This is a genomic window from Klebsiella sp. AqSCr, assembly GCF_008452795.1.
Classification (GTDB): domain Bacteria; phylum Pseudomonadota; class Gammaproteobacteria; order Enterobacterales; family Enterobacteriaceae; genus Klebsiella; species Klebsiella pneumoniae.
In genome coordinates, this window is sequence record NZ_MJDM01000010.1 from 290,075 (window position 1) to 315,001 (window position 24,927).

Genomic DNA, 24,927 nt, shown 5'->3' on the forward strand with positions numbered 1-24,927 from the left:
GGAGCCGGATAATGGAACAGAATAAAGGTTTTTGGTATGCCGACTGGTCGTTCCCGATCTTTGTTGGCCTGCTCTCCTCCGGCGTCTTCGCCGGGACCCACATGTACTACCTGTACGGCATCGGCGCCTTTAACGAAGTGGCCTTCGTGGCGATGCTGAAGTCGGGGATTGATACCGGCGTTTACGGCGCGGTGGCGGCGTTTGGCGCCAGCTTCCTTTTCGCCCGCATCATCGAAGGGTCGCTGGTAGGGATCCTCGATATCGGCGGCGCGATACAGACCGGTATCGGTCTTGGCGTGCCGGCGCTGCTGCTCGGCGCGGGCTTTGTCTTCCCGGTGGCGAACTTCGCCGCGTCGCTGGTCACCGGTCTGGTCCTCGGCCTGGCGGTGGGCTATATCATCATTCTGGCGCGTAAGTTCACCATCAACCAGAGCGATTCCACCTACGGCGCCGACGTGATGATGGGGGCCGGTAACGCCTCCGGCCGCTTCCTTGGTCCCTTGATCATCCTCAGCGCAATGACCGCCTCGATTCCTATCGGGATTGGCTCGCTGGTTGGCGCACTGCTGTTCTACATCTGGCAGAAACCGATCACCGGCGGCGCCATCCGTACACTCTTTTCATCAGGAGATAGCTATGTTTGATTTACTCCTGCGCCGCGCGCGCCTCGTCGACGATACCCTGACTGATATCGCCATTCAGGACGGGAAAATCGCGGCGCTGGGCGAGATTAGCGCGCCCTCCCGTAAAACCATTGAGCTGAACGGCAAGGTTTACGTCAGCGCTGGCTGGATTGACTCTCACGTTCACTGCTACCCGAATTCACCGATTTATCACGATGAGCCGGATAGCGTCGGCATCGCCACCGGCGTCACCACCGTGATCGATGCCGGCAGCACCGGCGCCGACGACGTCGATGACTTCTATCAACTGACCCGTAAAGCGGCGACGGAAGTTTATGCGCTGCTCAACATCTCCCGCGTCGGGCTGATTGCGCAGAATGAGCTGGCCAATATGGCCAATATCGACGCCGCCGCGGTGAAGCAGGCGGTGCAGCGTCATCCCGACTTTATCGTCGGCCTGAAGGCGCGGATGAGCAGCAGCGTGGTGGGCGAAAACGGCATTACGCCGCTAGCGCGCGCCAAGGCCATTCAGCAGGAAAACGACGATCTGCCGCTGATGGTGCACATCGGCAATAACCCGCCGAACCTCGATGAAATCGCCGATCTGCTGAGCAGCGGCGACATCATTACCCACTGCTATAACGGCAAGCCGAACCGCATTCTGAATCCTGCCGGCGAGCTGCGCAGCTCTATTACTCGCGCTCTGCAGCGCGGCGTGCGTCTCGATGTCGGCCATGGCACCGCCAGCTTCAGCTTTGAGGTGGCGCGGCGGGCGATTGCGCTGGGCATTCTGCCGCACACCATTAGCTCCGATATTTACTGCCGTAACCGGATCGACGGCCCGGTGCGCTCGCTGGCGCTGGTGATGTCGAAATTCCTCGCCATCGGCATGACGCTGCCGCAGGTGATTGACTGCGTGACCGTCAGCGCCGCCGAAGGGCTGCGCCTGTCGCGTAAAGGGCGGCTGGAAGTGGGCTTCGACGCCGATTTAACGCTATTTCGCCTGGAGCACCGGCCCACGCTGCTGGTGGATGCTGAAAAAGAGAGCCTGCAGGCTGACAACATTCTGGTGCCGCTGGCCGCGATCCGCGCGGGCAAAGGCTATCTGACCGAACAAGGGAGCGCGGAACATGCCTTCGATTTTTGAGAAATACCATTTAAAACAGGTGATTAATACTTCTGGCCGCATGACGGCGCTGGGCGTTTCCACGCCGCGCCCGGAAGTGGTTGAAGCCGCGATGGCAGGTATGAACCAGTACTTTGAAATGAAAGACCTGGTGAATAAAACCGGCGAGTACATCGCCAAACTGTTGGATGTGGAAGGGGCGACCGTTGTCTCCTGCGCGTCGGCGGGGATTGCCCAGTCGGTAGCGGCGGTGCTGGTGAAAGACAGCGACTGGCTGCTGGAGAACCTGCACGTTACGCCGATTGAGAATAACGAAATCGTGTTGCCGAAGGGCCACAACGTCAACTTCGGCGCGCCGGTTGGCACCATGGTGGCGTTGGGCGGCGGTAAGCTGGTGGAAGCGGGCTACGCCAACGAATGTTCTGCCCAACAGCTGGCGGCGGCGATCACTCCGCGCACCGCGGCGATTCTGTACATCAAATCCCACCACTGCGTGCAGAAAAGCATGCTCAACGTCGCGCAGGCCGCGGAAGTGGCGCGCCAGCATAACGTACCGCTGATCGTCGATGCGGCGGCGGAAGAAGATCTGCAGTGCTACTACCGCATGGGCGCCGACCTGGTTATCTACAGCGGCGCGAAAGCGATTGAAGGGCCGACCAGCGGGCTGGTGATCGGCAAAACGCAGTACGTCGAGTGGGTTAAGCGCCAGTCGATGGGGATTGGCCGGGCGATGAAAGTGGGTAAAGAGGGCATTCTCGGCCTGACCTGCGCCATTGAACACTACCTGACGGCGAGCAAAGAGAGCGGCGAGCAGATGGTGGCGAAGATGACGCCGTTTATCGAACAGCTCAACGCGCTTAACGGCGTGACCGCGCGGGTGGTGTGGGACAGCGCGGGCCGCGATATCGCCCGCGCCGAAATTAAATTTGATGAAGTCACGACCGGCGTGAAGACCGGCGATCTGGTTAACGCGCTGAAGCAGGGCGAATACGCCATCTACTTCCGCGGCTATAAAGCGAATGAAGGCATTATCGAAGCCGATGTCCGCAGCGTAAACGCCCAGCAGCTGGAGGTGGTCGCTCGCCGCATCGCAGAAGTTCTGAATAAGGAGAAACAAGCATGAAACTGACCCCAAACTTTTACCGTGACCGCGTGTGCCTGAACGTCCTGGCGGGCAGCAAAGACAACGCCCGTGAAATTTACGACGCGGCGGAAGGTCACGTCCTGGTCGGCGTGCTCTCCAAAAACTATCCGGACGTCGCCAGCGCGGTGGCCGATATGCGCGACTACGCGAAGCTGATCGATAATGCGCTCTCCGTCGGGCTGGGGGCAGGCGATCCAAACCAGTCGGCGATGGTGAGCGAGATTTCTCGCCAGGTGCAGCCGCAGCACGTCAACCAGGTCTTCACCGGCGTGGCTACCAGCCGCGCGCTGCTCGGGCAGAACGAGACGGTGGTCAACGGCCTGGTCTCTCCCACCGGTACGCCGGGAATGGTGAAGATCTCCACCGGCCCGCTGAGCAGCGGCGCGGCGGATGGCATTGTGCCGCTGGAAACCGCCATCGCGCTGCTGAAAGACATGGGCGGCAGCTCCATCAAATACTTCCCGATGGGCGGCCTGAAGCACCGCGCCGAGTTTGAAGCCGTCGCCAAAGCCTGCGCCGCGCACGATTTCTGGCTCGAGCCGACCGGCGGTATCGATCTGGAAAACTACAGCGAGATCCTGAAAATCGCCCTCGATGCCGGGGTGAGCAAAATCATCCCGCATATTTACAGCTCGATTATCGATAAAGCCAGCGGTAACACCCGCCCGGCCGATGTTCGCCAGCTGCTGGAGATGACCAAACAGTTAGTGAAGTAGTGCCCTTGCCCCTCACCCTCAAAGGGTGAGGGGCAGCTTATCCCACTGAACCATCAAGGAGTTGCTATGCCTGTCGCTCGTCATCTGCTTGTCGCTTCACTGTCCCTGTTTGCCGCCGCCGCGGGCGCCGCGCAAACCCACTATGCCTGGGTAGGCACCTATAACCCCAATGGCGAAGGTCTGTATCGCTTTACCGTCGATGCCAAAACTGGCGCCCTGCGCGATAAGACGCTGGTGAGCTCGTTGCCGAACGTCGCGCAGTTAACCGTGTCGCGCGATGGCAAAACGCTTTATGCCGCCAGTGAGGTCGAAAAAGGCGTGGTGCAGGCGTGGCGCATTGAAAAGAACGGCGAGCTGACCGCGCTCAGCCAGGTCGCCTCCGGCGGCGCCGGGCCGGTGTATCTCTCCCTGACGCCGGACGGTAAGCATCTGCTGGTGGCTAACTATGTCAGCGGCAGTATCGCCGTGCTACCGGTGCAAGAAGATGGTAGCCTGGCTGAGGCGGTGGACAGGCATCAGGATGAAGGCCCGGCAGGCGCCGAACGCCCGGCGGCGGCCGTCGAGGGCAGCTTCGCCATCAGCGATCACAATGGCCCTCACGCCCATATGATCGCCGCGGATCCCAGTGGGAAGTTTGTTTACTCCACCGATCTCGGGCTGGATCGGATCTATCAGTATCGGCTGGATAGCGCCAGCGGCAAGCTAGCGCCGAACGATCCGCCGTTTATCGCCGCCTCGTCGCCGGGAGCCGGCCCGCGCCACTTCGTCTTTACGCCACAGGGCGACGGCCTGTGGCTGATTAATGAGGAAGCGTCGACGCTGACCTTCTATCATCTGGATAAGCAAAGCGGCCTGCTGCGTGAAGGCAAAACTGTCTCCGCGCTGCCGGAAGGGTATAAAGGCACCAGCTTTGCCGCCGGACTTGTGTTGAGCAACGATGGCAAACAGCTATACGTCGCCAACCGCCTGCATAACAGCATTGCCCACTTCACGGTGCTGGCCGACGGCAGCCTGAGTCACCAGGAAGATATCTGGACGCGTGGCGATTATCCCCGCACCCTGACGCTGGATAATCAGGGGCAGTGGCTGTACGTCATGAACCAGCGTAGCGATAATATTACCCGCTTCAGCGTGGCGCCGAAGGATGGCAAATTAACCTTTGCCTCCGACTATACGCCGGTCGGTAGCCCATCGCAGATGGTGATATCCGCCCAACCCTGAGCCGTAATTACAAGGAACTGACATGCGATTTCCCAACCAACGCTTAGCGCAACTCTTCACCCTGCTGCGGAATGAAACGCTGCCGCAGGATGAGCTGGCGCAACGCCTGTCGGTTTCCACCCGTACCGTGCGCGCCGATATTACCGCCCTGAATACGCTGCTGGCGCAGTATGGCGCGCAGTTTATCCTTAACCGCGGCAGCGGTTATCAGCTGAAGATAGATAATCCGACGAGTTTCCAGGCGCTGGAGGAGACCGCGCCGAAGGCGCAGCACGTGCCGCGTACCGCCCAGGATCGCATCACGTTTCTGCTGGTGCGTTTCCTGACCTCGGCGTTCTCCATCAAGCTGGAAGACCTGGCGGATGAGTGGTTCGTCAGCCGCGCCACGTTGCAAAATGACATGGTTGAGGTGCGCGAGCGCTTCCAGCGCTATCAGCTGACTCTTGAAACCCGTCCGCGCCACGGCATGAAGCTGTTCGGCAGCGAGGTGTCAATTCGCGCCTGCCTGACCGACCTGCTGTGGGAGCTGACCCAGCAAGGCGATATCGCGCCGCCGATCGGCGCCGAGGCCTTTGCGGCGGAGGTGCCAGCGCTGCTGGAGCCGGTGCTTCAGGAGACGCTCACGCGGCATCATATTCGCCTCACCGACGCCGGCGAGCGCTTTGTCTGCCTGTATGGCGCGGTGGTGGTGCGCCGCGTCAGCGAAGGCTACCCGCTGGCCGAATTCAGCGCTGAAGATGTGGCGCAGAACGTCCGCGACGCCGCGCGCGAGCTGACGGGCGAGCTGCAGCGGTTGGCCGGGAAACCTTTATCGCCCGCCGAAGAAGAGTGGCTATGCGTGCATATCGCGGCCCGTCAGGTGCAGGATGTCGATCCGGAAACTATCAGCGCCGACGATGATGAAGCGCTGGTCAATTACATCCTGCGCTACATTAACAGCCAGTATAATTACAACCTGCTGGACGACGCCCAGCTGCATGCCGATCTGCTGACCCACATTAAAACCATGATCACCCGGGTGCGCTACCAGATCATGATCCCCAATCCGCTGCTGGATAACATCAAACAGCACTACCCGATGGCCTGGGATATGACCCTGGCCGCGGTCTCCAGTTGGGGGAAATATACTCCGTACACCATCAGCGAAAACGAAATCGGCTTTCTGGTGCTACATATCGGCGTTGGGCTGGAGCGCCACTACAACATCGGCTACCAGCGTCAGCCGCAGGTGCTGCTGGTGTGCGATACCAGCAATGCGATGGTACGGATGATCGAGGCGATCCTGCAGCGTAAATATCCGCAGCTGGAGATCGCCGCTACCATCTCCCAGCGCGAGTACGAACAGCGGGACGCGATCGAGGCGGATTTCGTTATCTCAACGGTGCGGATCGGCGAAAAAGACAAGCCGGTGGTGACCATCGCGCCGTTCCCCACCGACTATCAGCTGGATCAAATCGGCAAGCTGGTGCTGGTGGACCGTACCCGTCCGTGGATGCTGAATAAGTACTTCGATGCCGCCCACTTCCGGGTGGTCGATAAGCCGATGGATCAGCAAACGCTGTTCGCCGAGCTGTGCCAGCAGCTGCTGGAGGAAGGCTTTGTCGATGCCGAGTTTCATGCTTCGGTAGTGGAACGTGAAGCGATTGTCAGCACCATGCTGGGGGATGGCATTGCGCTGCCGCACTCCCTGGGGCTGCTGGCGAAAAAGACGGTGGTTTATACCGTTATCGCCCCGCAGGGCATCGCCTGGGGCGACGAAACCGCCCATCTCATCTTCCTGCTCGCTATCAGCAAGCGCGAGTATGAAGAGGCGATGGCGATCTACGATATTTTCGTGACTTTCCTGCGCGAGCGCGCCATGAGTCGCCTCGCCGCGACCCGCAGCTTCGATGAGTTTAAAACGGTGGCGATGGAGTGCGTCAGCCGGTTTTGAGAGGCGTTTTCCAGATTCGAGTGTAATACAAATGTAATGCTATACTGCATTACAAAATTCCCCTTTCCGGAGGCATAATGGCCACGCTCAATGTTCGACTGGACGATAAACTCAAAAAAGAGGCTTATGCCGTGCTGGAGAAACTCGATATGACACCAACGGAGGCGGTACGCCTGCTGTTTCAATACATTGCGGAAAATGGCCGCATGCCGGTGAAAAGTATGACCATCAGTGATGGCGAAGCGGCGTTATTACGCACCGTTCGCGAACGGCTGGAAAACCCACGGCCGGGGGTTAAGGTGAGTCTGGATGACCTATGAACTGGAGTTTGATCCACGAGCCTGGCGCGAATGGCAGAAGCCTGGCGAGACGGTCAAAAAACAGTTCAAAAATAAGCTCCAGCAGATTGTGCAGAATCCGCGAATTGAGTCGGCCAGGCTGAGCGATTTACCGGATTGCTACAAAATCAAGCTTAAGGCGTCAGGTTATCGGTTGGTGTATCAAGTACGAGATAGTGTGGTGGTGGTTTACGTTATTGCCATTGGCAAAAGAGAGAAAGCGGCCGTTTATCATCAGGCGAATAAACGGCTCTAAACGCTATCGCAAATGATGTACGACCTGGTTGCTGCTGCCGCGCCAGATCAGCGCCGGATCTTTCAAATCCTGCACAAACTTACCGTCAACCAGCACGTTAATCAGGTTCACCACCTGCATTTGCGCCTCATCCAGCTCATCAAGTTTATAGCCGGTCCAGACCCAGATATCTTTGCCGGGGCATTCGGCGCGCACGCGCTGAACCAGTTTGATGATCTCCGCGACGTTCTGCGGATGCAGCGGATCGCCGCCGGAGAGCGAAAGCCCCTGGCGTTTGATGCGGGTGTCGTTGAGGTCGGCGATGATACGGTCGGCCATCTCAGCGGTAAACGGCATACCGGAGTTCACCCGCCAGGTGCTTTTGTTGTAGCAGCCGGGGCACTCGTGGACGCAGCCGGAGACAAACAGGGTGCAGCGGGTGCCGGGGCCGTTGACAATATCTACCGGGTAGTACTGATGGTAATTCATTTTTCGCTTCTCAATTAACGCCATAGCCGCGTTGGCTGCGCTCGCTCACCCCAGTCACGTACTGAATGTACGCTCCCGGGGATTCCCTCGTTTGCCGCCTTGCTCTGACGCTAATTGCTTTGCGAAAACGAAGGAGTGCGGCCATTTCCTGGCGTCGCTGCGCTCGGCCGAGCTACAACAGTGGTAGTGGTAGCCCGGATAAGGCGCTGCGCGCCGCTATCCGGTAACGGCTCCTTAGTGGCCAAACGGCTACGGGGCCGGTCCCTTCTCCCCGTTGGGGAGAGAGTGAGGGGCTAAACCAGCTGGAATTAACCAATCTGCCCATTGCCCAAGTGCTTCACGCGGCGCTTCACCTCTTCCTGCTTGCCGGCGTTGAACGGCCGCGCGTCCGGGCTGCCGAGATAACCGCACACCCGGCGGGTAACGGAAACGCGGGCGGCGTCGTGGTTACCGCATTTCGGGCAGGTAAAGCCCTTGCTGGTGCACTCGAACTCGCCGGTAAAACCGCACTCGTAGCACTCATCGATCGGCGTATTGGTCCCGTAGTACGGCACGTGCTGATAGCTGTAATCCCACACGTCTTCCAGCGCCTTGAGGTTATGCTGGATATTCGGATATTCGCCGTAGCAAATGAACCCCCCATTGGCCAGCGGCGGGTACGGCGCTTCGAAATCGATCTTGTCGTACGGGTTGACCTTCTTCTCCACGTCGAGGTGGAAGCTGTTGGTGTAGTAACCTTTGTCGGTTACCCCTTCCACCACGCCAAACTCGGCGGTGTCGAGACGGCAGAAGCGATCGCACAGGTTTTCGCTCGGCGTGCTGTACAGGCTAAAGCCGTAGCCGGTTTCTTCCTTCCACAAATCGACAGCGTCGCGCAGGCGCTGGACGATGGCCACGCCTTTCTCACGCAGCGCCTCGCTGTCGTACATATGCTGGTTGCCGTACAGCGCATTGATGGTTTCATGGATACCGATATAGCCCAGAGAAATGGACGCGCGGCCGTTTTTGAAGATCTCGGAGACGTCGTCGTCGGCTTTCAGCCGCACGCCGCAGGCGCCTTCCATATACAGGATCGGCGCCACGCGAGCCTTCACTCCTTCCAGGCGGGCGATACGGGTCATCAGCGCTTTGCGCGCCAGCTGCAGGCGCTCGTCCAGCAGCGCCCAGAAGGCGGCTTCATCGCCTTTCGCTTCCAGGGCGATGCGCGGCAGGTTGAGACTGATCACGCCGAGGTTATTGCGTCCATCATGCACCTGCTCGCCGTTCTCGTTTTCCCATACCCCGAGGAAGCTGCGGCAGCCCATCGGCGTTTTAAACGACCCGGTGACTTTCACCACCTGATCGTAGTTGAGGATATCCGGGTACATGCGCTTGCTGGCGCACTCCAGCGCCAGCTGTTTGATGTCGTAGTTCGGGTCACCGAACTTATGGTTCAGGCCGTCGCGGATCGCGAACACCAGTTTCGGGAACACCGCGGTTTTGCGATTTTTACCGAGGCCGGCAATGCGGTTGCGCAGAATCGACTGCTGGATCAGCCGCGATTCCCAGCTGGTGCCAAGGCCGAATCCGAAGGTGACGAACGGCGTCTGGCCGTTGGCGGTATGCAGTGTGTTAACCTCATACTCCAGCGACTGGAAGGCGTCGTAGCACTCTTTTTCGGTACGGGCGCGGGCATAGCCTTCGGCATCCGGGATCTGCCACTCTTCGGCGATTTTGCGATGCTTTTTGAAGCTTTCGCTGACGAACGGCGCCAGCACTTCATCGATGCGGTTGATGGTGGTGCCGCCGTAAATATGGCTGGCGACCTGGGCGATGATCTGCGCCGTCACCGCGGTGGCGGTAGAGATAGACTTCGGCGGCTCGATCTCCGCGTTGCCCATCTTAAAGCCCTGGGTCAGCATGCCTTTCAGGTCGATCAGCATGCAGTTGAACATCGGGAAGAAGGGCGAGTAATCGAGGTCATGATAGTGGATCATGCCGCGCTCGTGGGCCATCACCACATCGTGGGGCAGCAGGTGCTGCCGGGCGTAGTGCTTGGCGACGATCCCGGCCAGCAGGTCGCGCTGGGTCGGGATGACTTTACTGTCCTTGTTGGCGTTCTCGTTGAGCAGCGCGGAGTTGGTCTGCTCGACGAGGCCGCGGATCTCCTGATTGAGACGGCCGCGCTTCTCTCGCTGGCTATCGCGGTCATGGCGATACTCAATGTAGGCGCGCGCCAGCTGCTTATAGGGGCCGGACATCAGCTGGTTTTCCACCGCGGTCTGGATCTCGTTGATGTCGACCTGGGCGCGGCCCTGCATTTGTTGGCTAACGACTTCTGCGACGGTGGCGCAATAGTCTGCGTCATCGACTCCCGCTGCTTTAGCTGCACGCAGAATTGCTTCCTGAATGCGCTCTGAGTTGAACGGCACTTTACAGCCATCACGTTTCATCACATGCGGTGTCATGATCACTCCATATATAGAACAGGTTATCCACAGAGGCGGAGGTTATCCCGAAGGCGCTGCACGCTACGGCTCGTGCTGTTTACCTTCGGATCCGGCCCGTTTTATCCACATCTCATCACCGCCAGACATCGACAAGATATGGTGACATAATAGACGATTAATACAACATGTTGGGCCGAGGCGCATTTTAAGTTCTATATGTAGTGATTTGCATCAAAGATGTTTGCGATTTTATTGACCCAGAACAAGGTAAAAAGGTGAGAGTACGGATGATGGGCGCTGGCGATAAATGTAAATTTAGGCGCTTAAAATATAAGCAAAAATCGAGCCCGTTCAGGCATGAAACGGGCAAATATTCAGGCAATCAACGTATCGTTAAGCAGATCGACCAGCAGTAGCAGGGCATAGCGAGCCTGCTGCGGGTCAGCGGGCAGCGGCAGGATGGCGCTGGCCATATCGCCAAGGGCGTGCTGTTCCGGCGTCAGAGCAATAATGGTCACTCCCTGCGTACGCGCCTGCAAGGTGGCGCTTTGCAACACAGGGTTGGCCTCGGTAGTGGCCAGCACCAGCAGCAGATGATCGTCATTGAGGGTGCTGGCGGTCAGCCGCATCAGCGCCGCATCCTGACAGAGATTAATCGCGATGCCGGAGGGCAGTAGCTGATGCTGGAGCAGCGCGGCCAGCGTCACGTCCTGGGCGCCAAGGGCGAAGCAGTGTACCGCACGGGCGCTCAGCAGGCGCGATTTACACTTTTCCACCGCCGCTTCCGCGGTATGGCCGAGCTGACGAGTTAGGGTAACGCCAAGGCTGCTAAGTTTGTCGCGCCAGGCGACGGGCAGGGCGGCGCTGTCCGGCGTAAGCCAGCTGGCGCGCCGTTCGCTGGCCTGCGCCAGCTGTTTACGCAGATCACGAATATCATCGCAGCCCACCGAGCGGGCGAAGCGGGTAATGGTGGCAGGGCTGACCCCCGCGCTGGCTGCCAGCTCGTCAATAGAGGCGCTGGCGGTAAAGCTTAGATTTTGTAGAATAAAGGTGGCGACGCGCGACTCCTGGGCACTAAAGCGGCGCATTCCTTCCTGCAGCTGACCTACGATATCCATCCTCATGTTCCCTTTGGCAAAACCCGCATTTGAAAATATTTTTCAATTATCGACTGTCTCTCTTTATAGCACTCACGCCGCATATTTCCTATGGTCAGAGCAGTAAAGAGTGAAACCCTGGCGATAAAAATGCGCAAAAATTGAGCCTCGATCACATCGGTGAAAATTATTTTCATATAGCCTTCACTATCACACAATATTAACAATATAGTCGTCCAGGCCCTGAGGGCTGAAGCGATAACACGTAAAGGGGAAGCGCAATGCCACGAATCGTACTCTGTTGTGCCGCAGGCATGTCGACCAGCATGCTGGTGAACAAAATGAAAGCAGAAGCCCAGCAGCGTGCGCTGGCGCTGGAAATCTATGCGGTGGCGGTGGCGGAATTTGAACGCGAATTGCCAAACGCCGACGTCATCCTGCTCGGGCCGCAGGTTAAATATGAAGCCGGACGGCTAACCGCGCTGGCCGCGCCGCAGGGCAAGGCGGTGGCGGTGATCGATATGGCTGACTACGGCATGATGCGCGGCGCTGCGGTGTTGGATAAAGCGCTAGCCCTGCTCGAACACTAATTTTCTCATCCCGTTTTTCATCATCATCACGTGCGGTTCTGGCGATCGCGCGCGGCGTTCTGTATGCCGAAAATCCGAAAAGAGGACACTATGCAAGCACTGAAAATTGCCGTTATCGGCGGCGGCAGCAGCTACACGCCGGAGCTTATTGAAGGGATTATCGTTCGTTACGAGCAGCTTCCGGTTACAGAGCTGGCGCTGGTAGATGTCGAATCCGGCCGGGACAAGGTGGAGATCATCGCCGCGCTGACCCGGCGGATGCTGAAACATAAAGGGCTGGAGCAGGTGGCGGTCAGCGTCCACTTTACGCTCGATGAGGCCATCCGCGGCGCCAGCTTTGTGCTGACCCAGCTGCGTGTCGGACAGCTGGCGGCGCGCGCCGCCGATGAGCGGCTGGGTCTCAAGTACCACCTGCTGGGCCAGGAGACCACCGGCGTCGGCGGTTTTGCCAAGGCGCTGCGGACGATCCCGGTGATCCTTGAGGTGGCGCGCAAAGTGGAACAGCTGGCGCCGGAAGCGTTCATTCTCAACTTTACTAATCCGGCGGGGATCGTCACCGAGGCGGTCAGCCGCTACAGCACGGCGAAGATCATCGGCCTGTGCAACGTGCCGATCAACATGCAGCACATGATCGTCGGGATGCTGGGCGCCCAGGAGTCCGAAGTAAAACTGCGCTTTGCCGGGCTCAACCATATGGTTTGGGTGCATAAGGTGCTACAGGGGCGCGAGGATGTCACCGGCAAGGTGATCGACATGCTGTGCGACGGTAAGGCGCTGTCGATGAACAACATTAAAGAGCTGCCGTGGCCGGCGGAATTCCTGCGCGCGCTGAAGGCGATTCCGTGCCCCTATCATCGCTATTTTTGGCTGACGCCGGCGATGCTGGCGGAAGAGATCGCCGCGGCGAAAACCAAGGGCACCCGCGCCGAACAGGTGATGAAAGTCGAGCAGGAGCTGTTTGCGCTGTACGCCGACCCGCAGCTGGAAGAAAAACCGGAGCAACTGAGCTTTCGCGGCGGCGCCTACTACTCGGAGGTGGCCGTCGAGCTTATCAACGCGATCTACAACAACCTGGGCGCGGAGATGGTGGTGAATACCCGCAACAACGGCGCGATTCATGGTCTGGATGATGATGCGGTGGTGGAAACCAACAGCATTATTGATGCGCAAGGGGCGCGGCCGCTGGCGTTCGGCCCGCTGCCGCCGGCGATGAACGGCCTGACCCAGCAGGTGAAAGCCTTCGAGCGGTTGACGATTGAAGCCGCGGTACACGGCTGTCGCGAAAGCGCACTGCTGGCGCTGGTGACCAACCCGCTGGTCGGTAACGTCACCGATGCCCAGGCGCTGCTGGATGAAGTATTAACCATCAACCGTCAATGGCTGACGCAATTTAACTGACCGCTATTTCCCCTTGGGAGCACACCATGTCGAATACAAGCTGGATTGAACGTTACGTCATGCCGGCGGCGCTGAGAATCGCCGGGCAAAAGCACGTCCTGTCGGTGCGCGACGGCATCATTCTCAATATGCCGTTTATGTTGATTGGCTCATTCTTCCTGATTTTCGCCTACCTGCCGATCCCCGGCTATGCCGATATGATGAGCAGCCTGTTTGGCGAGGTCTGGCGCGATAAAATGTTGTACCCGGTGAAAGCGACCTACGACATCATGGCGCTGATTTCCAGCTTCGGCATCGCCTACCGGCTGGCGGAGAAGTATCGCACTCTCGATCCGCTGAGCGCTGGAGCGATGTCGCTGGTGGCCTTCATGATGACGATCCCGCAGAACACGCTGTTTACGCCGGTACACGGCGCGGCGGAGGTGATTAAAGGGGTGATCCCGGTGAGCATGGTCGGCAGCCAGGGGCTGTTTGTCGCCATTGTCATTTCGCTGCTGTCGACGGAGATTTATCGTTTGGTCGCCAGCCGCAATCTCGTTATCCGCATGCCGGACGGCGTGCCGCCGGCAGTGGCGAAATCATTCCTCGCCCTGATCCCCGGCTTCTGCGTGCTGGCGGTGGTGCTGGCGCTGCGCCTGGCGGTCGAGGCCTCGCCGTTCGGCGACATCAACAGTATGATCGCCACCCTGATTGGTATTCCGATGCACCACGTCGGCGGTACGCTGCCGGGCATGATTATTTCAGTCATTTTGATTGGTATTTTGTGGACCCTGGGCCTGCACGGCGACGCGATTGTGCTGGTGTTTATCCAGCCGGTATGGCTGTCGAATATGTCCGAGAACCTGACGGCCTTCCAGAACGGTCAGCCGATCCCGCATATCATTACTCAGCAGTTTTACGATCTGTGGATTGCCCCCGGAGGTACCGGCGCGCTGCTGGGGCTGGTGATTTTTATGTTGCTGCGTAGCCGTAGCCAGCAGATGAAACAGCTGGGGAAAATTGCCGCGCCCGGGGCATTGTTTAACATCAGCGAGCCGATGGTGTTTGGCATCCCGCTGGTGATGAACCCGTACTTTTTCCTGCCGTTTATTTTAACGCCGGTGCTGCTGGTGATCGTGTCCTATACCGCGATGGCGACCGGGCTGGTGGCGCCGCCCGCCGGAATCGCACTGCCGTTCACCACGCCGATCTTCATCAGCGGCTATCTGGCGACCGGAGGGCATATCTCCGGCACGGTGCTGCAGGTGGTGAATTTAGCGATTTCGCTGGTGGTCTACTATCCGTTCTTCCGCGCCTGGGATCGGCTAAAGGCAAAAGAAGAGCACGCCTCGGCGCAACCACAAGCGAGCGCTGCGATTGCTGATGCCGACCGCGCATAACTTCCAGCCTGACGAATCGTAGCCCCGGTGAGCGTTGCGCCACCGGGGAAAAGCGTTATCCCTGCAGCCACCATATCGCTTCGAACGGCCGCAGCGTCAGCCCGGTCGGGCGCGGGGTGGTCTCGGCATAGTTGCTGATGATCATCTTCCACTCGCCCGGGGCCTCAGCGGGCTGCCAGGCCTGCAGCTCGCGGCTCAGGTTAGCGGCGACTACCAGCGTTTGCCCCTGCCACTGACGACGATAGCACCACAGCGACGGATGCTCCGGCAGCAGATCCTCGTAATCGCCCCAGGTCAGTAGCGGCAGGGTTTTACGCAGCGTAATCAGCTGCTGATAGGCATAAAACACCGAATCGGGGTCCGCCAGCGCCGCCTCGACGTGGATCTCCTGGTAATTATCGCCAAGGCCGATCCACGGCTCACCGTCGCTGAAGCCACCGTTCTCGCCGGCGTGCCACGGCATCGGCGTGCGGCTGTTGTCGCGCGACTTGCTGGCGAGGATCGCCAGCAGTTCGTCCGGGCTTTGCCCCTGCGCCGCACGTTCGATAAACATATTGTGGCTTTCGACGTCACGGTAATCGCTGATGCTGCTGAAGTGCGGATTGGTCATGCCGATCTCTTCGCCCTGGTAGATATAGGGCGTGCCCTGCATGCCGTGCAGCACCATCGCCAGCATCTTCGCCGCCGTCACCCGGTACTCGCCTTCGTCGCCAAAGCGCGACACGATGCGCGGCTGATCGTGGTTACACCAGAACAGCGCGTTCCACGCCCGATTGTGCATTCCCTGCTGCCAGTGGCGGAACAGCGCCTTCAGCGCCACATAGTCCGGGCGGGCGAGGGTCCATTTCTCTCCGCCGGGATAATCGACCTTTAAATGGTGGAAGTTAAAGGTCATCGACAGCTCGCGGCCGTCCAGCGCGGCGTACTGCTGGCAGTGCTCCAGCGAGGTGGAGGACATCTCGCCGACGGTCATCAGGTTACGCGGGGTGAACACATCGCGGCTCATCTCCTGCAGGAACTCATGCACCCGCGGGCCGTCGGTATAGAAGCGGCGGCCATCCCCGTCCAGATCGCAGGGAAAGGTCTGGTCTTTTGAGATCAGGTTGACCACGTCGAGGCGCAGACCGTCGACGCCGCGGTCAGCCCAGAATTCGCAGACCTTTTTCAGCTCGGCGCGCACCGCCGGATTCTCCCAGTTGAGATCGGCCTGCTCAATGGCGAACAGGTGCAGATAATACTGCCCGCTGTCGGCGTGCCACTGCCAGGCGTTACCGCCAAATTTGGAGCGCCAGTTGTTCGGCAGGGCGTCCGGTTCGCCATCGCGCCAGATATAGAACTGGCGGTAGGGACTCTCCTTATTCAGCGACTGACGGAACCATTCATGTTCGGTCGACGTGTGGTTCAGCACCATATCCAGCACGATACGGATGCCGCGGGCCTTCGCCTCCGCCACCAGGGCGTCAAAGTCGGCCATCGTGCCGTAGGAGGGATCGATGGCGGTGTAGTTCGCCACGTCGTAGCCGTTATCTACCTGCGGTGAGACGTAGAACGGCGTCAGCCAGATGGCGTCGACCCCAAGCTTTTGCAGATAGTCGAGGCGGGAGGTGACGCCGCGCAGGTCGCCGGTACCGCTGCCGGTGGTATCCTGAAAACTCTTCGGATAGATTTGATAAATAACGCCGTTTTGCCACCAGTGGGGGAGATGATTCATAGTACTTTCCTGCTGCAACGAGGGGCGCCAAAGGCGCCCCGAAAGAAGAAGTTAGACAATCTGCAAGGTGCCCTGACGGTACTTGCGCTGATACACCACGCTGGTGAGGATAATTGGCACCACCACCGCGATAGCCATCGCCATGGCGTACACCTGCCAGTAGGTAGGCTGGATGGAGAGGATCCCCGGCAGGCCGCCGACGCCGATGCCGTTCGCCAGCACGCCGTTCAGGCCGCACAGCAGGCCGGCGAGGCCAGAGCCAATCATTGCGCACAGCATCGGGAAGCGGTATTTCAGGTTGATACCGTACATCGCTGGCTCGGTGACCCCGAGATAGGCGGAGATCGCCGCCGGTACCGAGATTTCACGTTCATTCTGCTTGCGGCTGGCGATGATGATGCCAACCACCGCCGACGCCTGGGCAATATTCGACAGCGCAATCAGCGGCCACACCGGGGTGCCGCCCATGCTCTGGATCATCTGCATATCGATAGCGAGGGTGGTCTGGTGGACACCGGTAATCACCAGCGGCGCGTAGAGGAAGCCGAACAGCGCGGCGCCGATCGGCGCGAAGCTGCCGGTTAACAGATGGCGTACCGCGAAGGCCACGCCGTCGCCGATCAGGCGGCCGAACGGACCGATAATGGCGTGCGCGAGGAACACCGCGAGGATCAGCGAGCAGACCGGGACAATCACCAGGTAGAGGTAGTCAGGCACAATGCGCTTGAGGCGCGTCTCGATAAATCCTAAGGCCAGGCCAGCCAGCAGGGCCGGGATCACCTGCGCCTGGTAGCCGACTTTGGCAATGGTAAACAGGCCGAAGTTCCACACCTCCGGCACCTGCTGGCCGAGGAGATAGGCGTTCATCAGCTGCGGGGAGACGAGGGTGACGCCAAGGACGATCCCGAGGATCGGCGTGCCGCCCATCTTCTTCACCGCTGACCAGCAGATCCCCACCGGCAGATAGAAGAAGATCGCCTCGCCAATCAGCCACAGGAAGTCATAGATGGTTTTCAGCGATGGATACATCTGGGCCAGCGTCTGGCCATTGCTCATGGGCAGGTCGCCGATAACGTTGCGGAAACCGAGGATCAGACCGCCGCTGATCAGGGCCGGCAGCAGGGGAAAGAAGATCTCGGCGAAGTGCGAGATTAATTGTTCATGCCACTTCATATTTTGCCGCGCGGCCTGCTTGACCTGCTCTTTGTCGGCGGAGGTCTGGCCGGTGGTCGCCAGCAGGGCCTTGTAGTAATCGCCCACCTCGGTGCCGATGACCACTTGGAACTGGCCGGCGTTAGTGAAGCATCCCTTCACCATGCGCAGCTGCTCAATCTCTTTTGGTCTGGCGATGGCCGGGTCGTTCAGCACAAAGCGCAAACGGGTAATACAGTGGCTGACGGTGGCGATGTTACCGCGCCCGCCCACCAGTTCGATCAGTTTATCGATGTCCTGCTGGTTTACTTTGCTCATGATGAAGCCTCAAAAACAGAGGGGAGAGATGCCGTTTTTACCTTGAGGGCATCCTAACCGTTCCGCTTAATTTGCAAAATGGGAACGTTCCCGAAACCCGGCGACGATCACATAAATCGTCCGAGCGAGATTAATTGAGGGCGGCGGGAATCACGATCTGGCGGGGATCGACGCTGCCGGCGATCTGCTCGATCAACTGCCGGGCGGCCCGGCGTCCGGACTCGGCATAGCCCGGATCGACGGTCAAGATTTCCGGGTGGAGAAACTTCATCAGCGGCGTGCTGCCGACGCTGGCGAGCTGCAGCGCATCGCGACCCTGCTGCTGGAGGTACTTGCTGGCGCCGAGAGCGAGGGTATCCGTCGCGCAGACCAGGGCGCTGGTTTCGGCCGTCAGCACGCTGGCGACGGTGTCATATCCCTGCTTCATGCCCAGCCCCGGCAGGGCGGCGGTGGGCGTCAGACGATGCTTTTCACAGAAGGCGAGGTAGGCCAGATGGCGGCGTTCGCCGGTGGTGACGTCGCTGTGCGGTACGCCAAGAAAACTGATGTGGCGGTGTCCGCGATCGTAGAGCCGCTGCATCAGCAGCGTGATGGCCCCCTCGTCGTCATAGCACACCGAGGCGAAGCCGGGAGCGTCGCGGGCCATCAGCACCAGGGTGTCGCGCCAGGGGGCGAGCATCGCTTCGTCGATGCCGGTAAAACCGAACAGCACCACGCCGTCAATATTGCGCCGGGCGAGCATGCCGAGATGCTCCTCCACCAACGCCGGGGAGAACTGGCTCTCCATCATAATCGGATCGTAACCCTGCTCATAAAAGGCGGGCAGCATGGTCTGCACGGCAAGGTTTTCCGACAGCGAATCGAGACGGGTGACGATAATCGCCACCACTTTATCGCTCTGGCCGCGCATGGCGCGGGCGGAACGGGAGGGCGAGAAACCGTGCTGCTGCATCACCGCTTCGACGCGCTCGCGGGTCCGTTCGCTGACCCCGCTCTCGTTGTTAAGGACGCGGGATACCGTCGATTTCCCTACGCCGCTTAAGCGCGCGATATCTTTGATGGTCAGCCGGTTCTGCATGCGGAATTCTCGTCAGGGATGGTAGAAGTGAGCCTAATGCTACTCAACCAAACCGCAATGAGCAAAGTCTGGTTTACGTTCGGTTTAGTTGCGCGGGTTTATCATCGCCATTATTGCCACACAATCCTCAGCGAGGGCGCTATAATTCGCGCCGTTTATATTCACTTACCGGAGATAGTTATGGACCCCGATCCCACTCCTCATCCTCGATGGAGCAACCTTTCTTTCCGGTAAGCCTGTTTAACACTGCTTTACCGGAAAGCGTAAAGCAGTGACGTCCTTGATGTCCCTGCCATAAAAATAACATGCCTGACAGGTAGGTTTTGCTACGCCCGTCGGCAACGCTGCGTTCGCTTTGGCGAGCGCGGAGGGACTGTTTATGCTGAAAAATTATACCCGGCAGCTGTTCGCGCAGCTTAGCCGCCATCTGCCACGTCGTTTAGTCCAGCGCGATCCGCTGCCGGACGCCCGCCATCTGGCGAGTGGCCCCATTCCTGAATCGCTTGGTCAGCATTGCCTGAACGTGGCGGCGATGGACGACCAGGAGATCTGGCGCGCCTTTGACAGCCACCCTGAAGGGCTCAATGAAGGCGAAGTGGCGGCGAAAATCCTCAAACATGGTGACAACCAGATCCCGGCGCAGAAGCCCTCCCCGTGGTGGGTGCATCTGTGGACCTGCTATCGCAACCCGTTCAACCTGCTGCTGACCGTGCTCGGCATCGTCTCCTATTCCACCGAGGATCTGTTCGCCGCCGGGGTTATCGCCCTGATGGTGGGGATCTCGACATTGCTCAATTTCATCCAGGAGGCGCGCTCGACCAAAGCGGCGGATGCGCTGAAGGCGATGGTGAGCAACACCGCCACCGTGCTGCGGGTGGTGAACGAGCAGGGGGAGAGCCGCTGGCTGGAGCTGCCTATCGACCAGCTGGTGCCGGGCGACATTATCCGGTTGTCGGCGGGGGATATGATCCCGGCGGACCTGCGTATCCTGCAGGCACGGGATTTATTCGTCGCCCAGGCCTCGCTGACCGGCGAATCGCTGCCGGTGGAGAAAGTGGCCCGCAGCCGCGATCCGCTGCAGCAAAACCCGCTGGAGTGCGACACCCTATGCTTTATGGGCACCAACGTGGTGAGCGGCTCGGCGCAGGCCATCGTCTTCGCCACCGGCGGCCGCACCTGGTTTGGCCAGCTGGCCGGCCGCGTCAGTGAACAGGAGAGCGAGCCGAACGCCTTTCAGAAAGGCATCAGCCGGGTCAGCATGCTGCTGATCCGCTTTATGCTGGTGATGGCCCCGGTGGTGCTGCTGATCAATGGCTACACCAAAGGCGACTGGTGGGAGGCGGCGCTATTCGCGCTGTCGGTGGCGGTCGGCTTGACGCCGGAGATGCTGCCGATGATCGTCACTTCGACGCTGGCGCGCGGGGCGGTGAAGCTGTCGAAGCAAAAGGTCATCGTGAAGCACCTCGACGCCATTCAGAATTTCGGCGCGATGGACATCCTCTGCACTGATAAAACCGGCACCCTGACCCAGGATAAGATTGTGCTGGAGAACCATACCGACGTCTCCGGCAAGGTCTGCGAGCGGGTACTGCATGCCGCCTGGCTCAACAGCCACTACCAGACCGGCCTGAAAAACCTGCTCGACACCGCGGTGCTGGACGGGGTTGAGCTGGATGCCGCCCGCGGGCTGGCGGAACGCTGGCAGAAGGTGGATGAGATACCCTTCGACTTCGAACGCCGCCGCATGTCGGTGGTGGTGAAGGAGGATGACGCCGCGCATCAGCTGATCTGCAAAGGGGCGCTGCAGGAGATCCTCAACGTCTCGACCCAGGTGCGCTACAACGGCGATATCGTACCGCTGGACGACACCATGCTGCGCCGCATTCGCCGGGTGACCGATACCCTCAACCGACAGGGGCTACGGGTGGTGGCGGTGGCGACCAAATACCTGCCGGCCCGCGAAGGCGACTACCAGCGCGCCGATGAGTCGGACCTGATCCTTGAAGGTTACATCGCCTTCCTCGATCCGCCGAAAGAGACCACCGCCCCGGCGCTGAAGGCGCTGAAGGCCAGCGGCATCACGGTGAAGATCCTCACCGGCGACAGCGAGCTGGTGGCGGCGAAGGTGTGCCATGAAGTGGGACTGGATGCTGGCGAAGTGGTGATTGGCAGCCAGATTGAAGCCATGAGCGACGACGAGCTGGCGGCGCTGGCCAAACGCACCACGCTGTTCGCCCGCCTGGCGCCGCTGCATAAAGAGCGTATCGTGACGCTGCTGAAACGCGAAGGTCACGTGGTGGGCTTTATGGGCGACGGCATCAACGACGCTCCGGCGCTGCGCGCGGCGGATATTGGCATCTCGGTCGACGGCGCGGTGGATATCGCCCGCGAGGCGGCGGATATCATTCTGCTGGAGAAGAGCCTGATGGTACTGGAGGAGGGGGTAATCGAAGGCCGCCGCACCTTCGCCAACATGCTCAAGTACATCAAAATGACCGCCAGCTCCAACTTCGGCAACGTCTTCAGCGTGCTGGTGGCCAGCGCCTTCCTGCCGTTTCTGCCGATGCTGCCGCTGCACCTGTTGATTCAGAACCTGCTGTACGATGTTTCCCAGGTGGCGATCCCGTTTGATAACGTCGATGATGAGCAGATCCGCAAACCGCAGCGCTGGAACCCGGCCGATCTCGGGCGCTTTATGGTCTTCTTTGGACCGATCAGCTCGATTTTCGATATCCTCACCTTCGGCCTGATGTGGTGGGTGTTCCACGCCAATACCGTGGAGATGCAGACCCTGTTCCAGTCCGGCTGGTTTATCGAAGGGCTGCTGTCGCAAACGCTGATTGTGCACATGATCCGCACCCGGCGCATTCCGTTCGTTCAGAGCCGGGCCGCCTGGCCGCTGTTCGCCATGACCCTGGTGGTGATGGCGGTGGGGATCGCGCTGCCGTTCTCGCCGCTGGCGAGCTACCTGCAGCTGCAGGCCCTGCCGCTGAGCTACTTCCCATGGCTGGTGGCGATCCTGGCGGGCTATATGGTGCTGACCCAGGCCGTGAAGGGCTTCTACAGCCGCCGCTACGGCTGGCAGTGAGGGACGCGTTTTCGGATGAACCACGTAAAAAAGGCAGCCTGCGGGCTGCCTTTTTTCATGCCGACGAGAGCGATCAGCGACGCACGGCGATGGCTTCGATCTCGATCTTCACGTCTTTCGGCAGACGTGCGACTTCAACGCAGGAGCGCGCCGGGAAGGTGGCGTTATGCTCGGTGAAGAACGCTTCGTAAGTGGCGTTAACGGTAGCGAAATCGTTGAGATCTTTGACGAATACGGTGGTCTTGACGATATCGCCGACGGTGAGGCCAGCGGCTTCAACGATCGCTTTCACGTTGTTCAGCGACTGGCGCGCCTGCGCGGACACGTCTTCCGGGACGCTGCCGGTTTTCGGGTCGACCGGGATCTGGCCAGAGGTGATGATCATGCTGCCGAGGTCAACGCCCTGAACGTAGGGGCCAATCGCCGCTGGTGCATTTTCCGTCGCAATAGTTTTGCTCATGTTATCTCCAGATGAACTGAGTAATGTTACGCAAAATCATTCAGGTTGCCGCCAGGCGGTAAGCGCTGTATCGCCGGCGCAGACGCCGCCTGAAGGACGAAGCGTAGGGTGGTAGCCATTATAGGGAGGCCTACCACCAATACCAACCGCATTTAGTTGGCCAGCACCACATAATGAGAAAACTCTTTTTCGCAGTATTTGCATTTGAGTGCGATGTCATCAGCGCGTTTTTTCACTGCAAAACTGGAAGAAACCGGTTCGGCGTGGCTGATACAGTTGCTGTTCGGGCAGACCAGCACGCTATCGATACGATCCGGCAAGCTCGGGCGGGATTTGCCCACCACTTCGTAATCATCAATGCGGTTTACCGTCGCCTGCGGGGCGTACAGCGACAGCTGGTTAACCTGCTCGTCGGTCAGGAAGGTGTTCTCGATTTTAATCAAATCCTTGCGGCCCATCTCGCCGGAGGGCAGGTTCAGGCCGATGGTGATGCGCTGGTCGGTTTCGGTCAGTTTGAACAGGGTGAGCAGCTTAAAGCCGACCTGCGCCGGGATATGGTCAATCACGGTGCCGCGTTTGATCGCTTCTACCTGCAGTTTATTGTCGTGTGTCATCTCTCATTCCCCCTTACAGTGCCAGCTCGCTATTCAGTACCAGTGCCAGTAACGCCTGGCGGGCGAAGATGCCGTTACCGGCCTGCTGGAAGTACCAGGCGTGCGGTGTTTTATCGACATCGGTGGTGATTTCGTCAATGCGCGGCAGCGGGTGCAGCACCTTCATATTGGCGCGCGCCCCTTCGAGGTCGGCGGCGCGCAGGACGAACTGCGCTTTGACGTTGGCGTATTCCGACGGATCCAGACGCTCTTTCTGCACGCGGGTCATGTACAGAATATCCACTTCCGCCATCACGTCGTCGATGGCGCTATGCAGGCTCCAGGCGATGCCTTTTTCATCGAGCATATCGAGGATGTACTGCGGCATGGCCAGCGCGTCCGGGGCGATGAAGTAGAAGCGGTTGCCGTTGAATTTGGCCAGCGCCTGGGTCAGGGAGTGGACGGTACGGCCATACTTCAGATCGCCGACCATCGCCACGTTGAGGTTTTCGAGGCGGCCCTGGGTCTCCTGAATGGTGAACAGGTCGAGCAGGGTTTGGGTCGGGTGCTGGTTAGCGCCGTCGCCGGCGTTCAGTACCGGCACGCCGCCGGAGAATTCGGTCGCCAGGCGCGCGGCACCCTCCTGCGGATGACGCATCACGATGGCGTCGACGTAGGTGCTGATGACGGAGATGGTATCCGCCAGCGTTTCCCCTTTTTTGCCCAGCGAGGTGTTGGCGCTGTCGGAAAAGCCGACCACGCTGGCGCCCAGGCGGTGCATCGAGGTTTCAAAAGAGAGGCGGGTGCGGGTCGAGGCTTCAAAGAAACAGCTGGCGATAACCTTATGCTTCAGCAGCTCGGGTTGTGGATTGGCTTTCAGCTTTGCCGCCGTCGCCAGCACCAGTTCGAGGTCTTCGCGGCTGAGATCGTTTATGGAAATGATATGTTTTTGATATAGCGGGTTAGCCATGCTTATCTCCTGACGCCTGGGCAAAAAAAAAGCCCCTTAAATAAGGGGCTTCGGGAATCCAATGAGCAACGGAAAGAAAAACGGCAGGCCAGCGTCTGCATTGAGACGTGCTAAGACAGAATGTCGTACGCAATTGGCCATGCTTCCTCCCGGCAAAACGACTGGCATTATACGCAGACCGTTATGACGATCAAGCGATTCATTCACAAACAGGTAATCGTTTGCCTGTCGAAAAGTGCGCCAGCGCAAAGAAGCGTGAAACTGTACTGGTATGGCAGCCGCGATGGGGGTATAAAACAAAGAAATGAAATGATGTTTTATATTTGAGGTTAGCAATGATTATTGGCAATATCCACCATCTGCAGCCATGGCTGCCTGCCGCGCTGCGCGAGGCTATCGAACAGGTTATCGCTCAGGTCAGCGAGGCGACGCCGCTGGGTAAACACGCTATCGACGGCGACAACCTGTTTTATCTGATTTCTGAAGACACCACCGAGCCGCAGGCCGCGCGCCGCGCGGAATACCATGCTCGCTATCTCGATATCCAGATTGTGCTCCGCGGCAGCGAGGGGATGACCTTCAGCACCTTGCCGCCAGGAGAGCCGCAGACCGACTGGCTGGCGGAGAAAGACATCGCTTTTCTTGCCGAAGGCCAGCAGGAGAAAACGGTGATCCTTAACGAAGGGGACTTTGTGGTGTTTTATCCCGGCGAAGTGCATAAACCGCTGTGCGCCGTTGGCGCCCCGGCGAAGGTGCGCAAAGCGGTGGTGAAGATGCTGATGGCGTAAAATGGCGAACCGAATCCCGGATGAACGCCGTGCCATCCGGGACACAGCCGC

Annotated in this window: 26 protein-coding genes; 14 read left to right on the forward strand and 12 right to left on the reverse strand. The window is 59.4% G+C overall.

Annotated features, from left to right (window positions below; translation table 11 throughout):
• Positions 1 to 11 precede the first annotated feature (11 nt).
• From BHE81_RS25225 to BHE81_RS25260, 8 genes are all read left to right on the forward strand, one after another.
• Positions 12 to 644, forward strand: a complete 633-nt coding sequence (locus BHE81_RS25225) for a DUF4310 family protein (RefSeq protein WP_023302387.1) — start codon at positions 12 to 14, stop codon at positions 642 to 644.
• Complete coding sequence (locus tag BHE81_RS25230) at positions 637 to 1,770, forward strand: amidohydrolase/deacetylase family metallohydrolase (RefSeq protein WP_004152268.1); 1,134 nt, start codon at positions 637 to 639, stop codon at positions 1,768 to 1,770. The genes BHE81_RS25225 and BHE81_RS25230 overlap by 8 nt, the downstream gene beginning before the upstream one ends.
• A complete protein-coding gene (locus tag BHE81_RS25235) occupies positions 1,754 to 2,872 on the forward strand; it encodes a DgaE family pyridoxal phosphate-dependent ammonia lyase (RefSeq protein WP_023302388.1) in 1,119 nt (372 codons plus the stop codon). The genes BHE81_RS25230 and BHE81_RS25235 overlap by 17 nt, the downstream gene beginning before the upstream one ends.
• Positions 2,869 to 3,609: a 2-dehydro-3-deoxy-phosphogluconate aldolase gene (dagF, locus tag BHE81_RS25240; RefSeq protein ID WP_002886899.1), complete on the forward strand. Its 741-nt coding sequence runs from the start codon at positions 2,869 to 2,871 to the stop codon at positions 3,607 to 3,609. Before BHE81_RS25235 ends, dagF begins: the two co-directional genes overlap by 4 nt.
• A 66-nt stretch (positions 3,610 to 3,675) precedes the next feature.
• On the forward strand, positions 3,676 to 4,830 hold the full coding sequence (locus tag BHE81_RS25245) for a lactonase family protein (protein ID WP_023302389.1): 1,155 nt from the start codon (positions 3,676 to 3,678) through the stop codon (positions 4,828 to 4,830).
• Positions 4,831 to 4,852: 22 nt separating this feature from the next.
• On the forward strand, positions 4,853 to 6,763 hold the full coding sequence (locus BHE81_RS25250) for a BglG family transcription antiterminator (RefSeq protein ID WP_009486549.1): 1,911 nt from the start codon (positions 4,853 to 4,855) through the stop codon (positions 6,761 to 6,763).
• Between the two features lie 77 nt (positions 6,764 to 6,840).
• Complete coding sequence (locus tag BHE81_RS25255) at positions 6,841 to 7,083, forward strand: type II toxin-antitoxin system RelB/DinJ family antitoxin (protein WP_002886901.1); 243 nt, start codon at positions 6,841 to 6,843, stop codon at positions 7,081 to 7,083.
• Entirely contained in the window at positions 7,073 to 7,357 is a 285-nt protein-coding gene (locus tag BHE81_RS25260; RefSeq protein ID WP_002886902.1) for a type II toxin-antitoxin system RelE family toxin, read from the forward strand. The genes BHE81_RS25255 and BHE81_RS25260 overlap by 11 nt, the downstream gene beginning before the upstream one ends.
• Positions 7,358 to 7,360: 3 nt before the next feature.
• Here the strand turns inward: BHE81_RS25260 and nrdG are convergent, their stop codons facing one another.
• The 4 genes from nrdG to BHE81_RS28410 form a co-directional block, all read right to left on the reverse strand.
• A complete protein-coding gene (nrdG, locus tag BHE81_RS25265; protein ID WP_023302390.1) occupies positions 7,361 to 7,825 on the reverse strand; it encodes an anaerobic ribonucleoside-triphosphate reductase-activating protein in 465 nt (154 codons plus the stop codon).
• Between the two features lie 308 nt (positions 7,826 to 8,133).
• Positions 8,134 to 10,272, reverse strand: coding sequence for an anaerobic ribonucleoside-triphosphate reductase (nrdD, locus tag BHE81_RS25270; protein WP_004186701.1), 2,139 nt, complete (start codon positions 10,270 to 10,272; stop codon positions 8,134 to 8,136).
• Positions 10,273 to 10,628: 356 nt separating this feature from the next.
• Positions 10,629 to 11,372, reverse strand: coding sequence for a MurR/RpiR family transcriptional regulator (locus BHE81_RS25275; RefSeq protein WP_021441079.1), 744 nt, complete (start codon positions 11,370 to 11,372; stop codon positions 10,629 to 10,631).
• 2 nt (positions 11,373 to 11,374) lie between these two features.
• Positions 11,375 to 11,548, reverse strand: a complete 174-nt coding sequence (locus BHE81_RS28410) for a hypothetical protein (RefSeq protein ID WP_032410138.1) — start codon at positions 11,546 to 11,548, stop codon at positions 11,375 to 11,377.
• An 84-nt stretch (positions 11,549 to 11,632) separates the two neighbouring features.
• Here BHE81_RS28410 and BHE81_RS25280 point away from each other — a divergent pair, with 84 nt between their 5' ends.
• From BHE81_RS25280 to celB, 3 genes are all read left to right on the forward strand, one after another.
• A complete protein-coding gene (locus BHE81_RS25280) occupies positions 11,633 to 11,941 on the forward strand; it encodes a PTS sugar transporter subunit IIB (protein WP_012737232.1) in 309 nt (102 codons plus the stop codon).
• A 90-nt stretch (positions 11,942 to 12,031) separates the two neighbouring features.
• A complete protein-coding gene (locus tag BHE81_RS25285; protein ID WP_023302391.1) occupies positions 12,032 to 13,339 on the forward strand; it encodes a 6-phospho-beta-glucosidase in 1,308 nt (435 codons plus the stop codon).
• A gap of 26 nt (positions 13,340 to 13,365) precedes the next feature.
• Positions 13,366 to 14,718: a PTS cellobiose transporter subunit IIC gene (gene celB, locus BHE81_RS25290; protein WP_004146783.1), complete on the forward strand. Its 1,353-nt coding sequence runs from the start codon at positions 13,366 to 13,368 to the stop codon at positions 14,716 to 14,718.
• A 55-nt stretch (positions 14,719 to 14,773) separates the two neighbouring features.
• Here the strand turns inward: celB and treC are convergent, their stop codons facing one another.
• The 3 genes from treC to treR all read right to left on the reverse strand — a co-directional run bounded on the left by treC (position 14,774) and on the right by treR (position 18,977).
• Positions 14,774 to 16,429 carry an alpha,alpha-phosphotrehalase gene (treC, locus tag BHE81_RS25295; protein WP_023302392.1) on the reverse strand — a complete coding sequence of 552 codons (1,656 nt, stop codon included), beginning with the start codon at positions 16,427 to 16,429 and terminating at the stop codon, positions 14,774 to 14,776.
• A 51-nt stretch (positions 16,430 to 16,480) separates the two neighbouring features.
• Positions 16,481 to 17,899 (reverse strand): PTS trehalose transporter subunit IIBC, encoded by a 1,419-nt coding sequence (gene treB / locus BHE81_RS25300; protein WP_004177659.1) that lies wholly within the window; start codon positions 17,897 to 17,899, stop codon positions 16,481 to 16,483.
• A 130-nt stretch (positions 17,900 to 18,029) separates the two neighbouring features.
• Positions 18,030 to 18,977, reverse strand: a complete 948-nt coding sequence (gene treR, locus BHE81_RS25305; RefSeq protein ID WP_004177658.1) for a trehalose operon repressor TreR — start codon at positions 18,975 to 18,977, stop codon at positions 18,030 to 18,032.
• Between the two features lie 180 nt (positions 18,978 to 19,157).
• Between treR and mgtL the strand changes: the two genes are divergently transcribed.
• Positions 19,158 to 19,211 (forward strand): mgtA regulatory leader peptide MgtL, encoded by a 54-nt coding sequence (gene mgtL / locus BHE81_RS29170; protein ID WP_219340445.1) that lies wholly within the window; start codon positions 19,158 to 19,160, stop codon positions 19,209 to 19,211.
• 145 nt (positions 19,212 to 19,356) lie between these two features.
• Positions 19,357 to 22,065 carry a magnesium-translocating P-type ATPase gene (gene mgtA / locus BHE81_RS25310; protein ID WP_009309303.1) on the forward strand — a complete coding sequence of 903 codons (2,709 nt, stop codon included), beginning with the start codon at positions 19,357 to 19,359 and terminating at the stop codon, positions 22,063 to 22,065.
• A 73-nt stretch (positions 22,066 to 22,138) separates the two neighbouring features.
• Here mgtA and ridA read toward each other — a convergent pair whose 3' ends face one another.
• From ridA to BHE81_RS25335, 5 genes are all read right to left on the reverse strand, one after another.
• Positions 22,139 to 22,525, reverse strand: a complete 387-nt coding sequence (gene ridA / locus BHE81_RS25315) for a 2-iminobutanoate/2-iminopropanoate deaminase (RefSeq protein WP_002886926.1) — start codon at positions 22,523 to 22,525, stop codon at positions 22,139 to 22,141.
• A 152-nt stretch (positions 22,526 to 22,677) separates the two neighbouring features.
• On the reverse strand, positions 22,678 to 23,139 hold the full coding sequence (gene pyrI / locus BHE81_RS25320) for an aspartate carbamoyltransferase regulatory subunit (protein WP_002886927.1): 462 nt from the start codon (positions 23,137 to 23,139) through the stop codon (positions 22,678 to 22,680).
• 13 nt (positions 23,140 to 23,152) lie between these two features.
• Positions 23,153 to 24,088: an aspartate carbamoyltransferase gene (pyrB, locus tag BHE81_RS25325; protein WP_002886928.1), complete on the reverse strand. Its 936-nt coding sequence runs from the start codon at positions 24,086 to 24,088 to the stop codon at positions 23,153 to 23,155.
• Between the two features lie 2 nt (positions 24,089 to 24,090).
• Positions 24,091 to 24,150, reverse strand: coding sequence for a pyrBI operon leader peptide (locus BHE81_RS29175; protein WP_227650304.1), 60 nt, complete (start codon positions 24,148 to 24,150; stop codon positions 24,091 to 24,093).
• The gene (locus tag BHE81_RS25335) at positions 24,125 to 24,229 is read right to left on the reverse strand and encodes a pyrBI operon leader peptide (protein ID WP_002886930.1); all 105 of its coding nucleotides are present in this window, start codon (positions 24,227 to 24,229) and stop codon (positions 24,125 to 24,127) included. Before BHE81_RS25335 ends, BHE81_RS29175 begins: the two co-directional genes overlap by 26 nt.
• A 194-nt stretch (positions 24,230 to 24,423) precedes the next feature.
• Here BHE81_RS25335 and BHE81_RS25340 point away from each other — a divergent pair, with 194 nt between their 5' ends.
• Positions 24,424 to 24,876, forward strand: a complete 453-nt coding sequence (locus BHE81_RS25340) for a YhcH/YjgK/YiaL family protein (RefSeq protein ID WP_009309302.1) — start codon at positions 24,424 to 24,426, stop codon at positions 24,874 to 24,876.
• Positions 24,877 to 24,927: the final 51 nt, after the last annotated feature.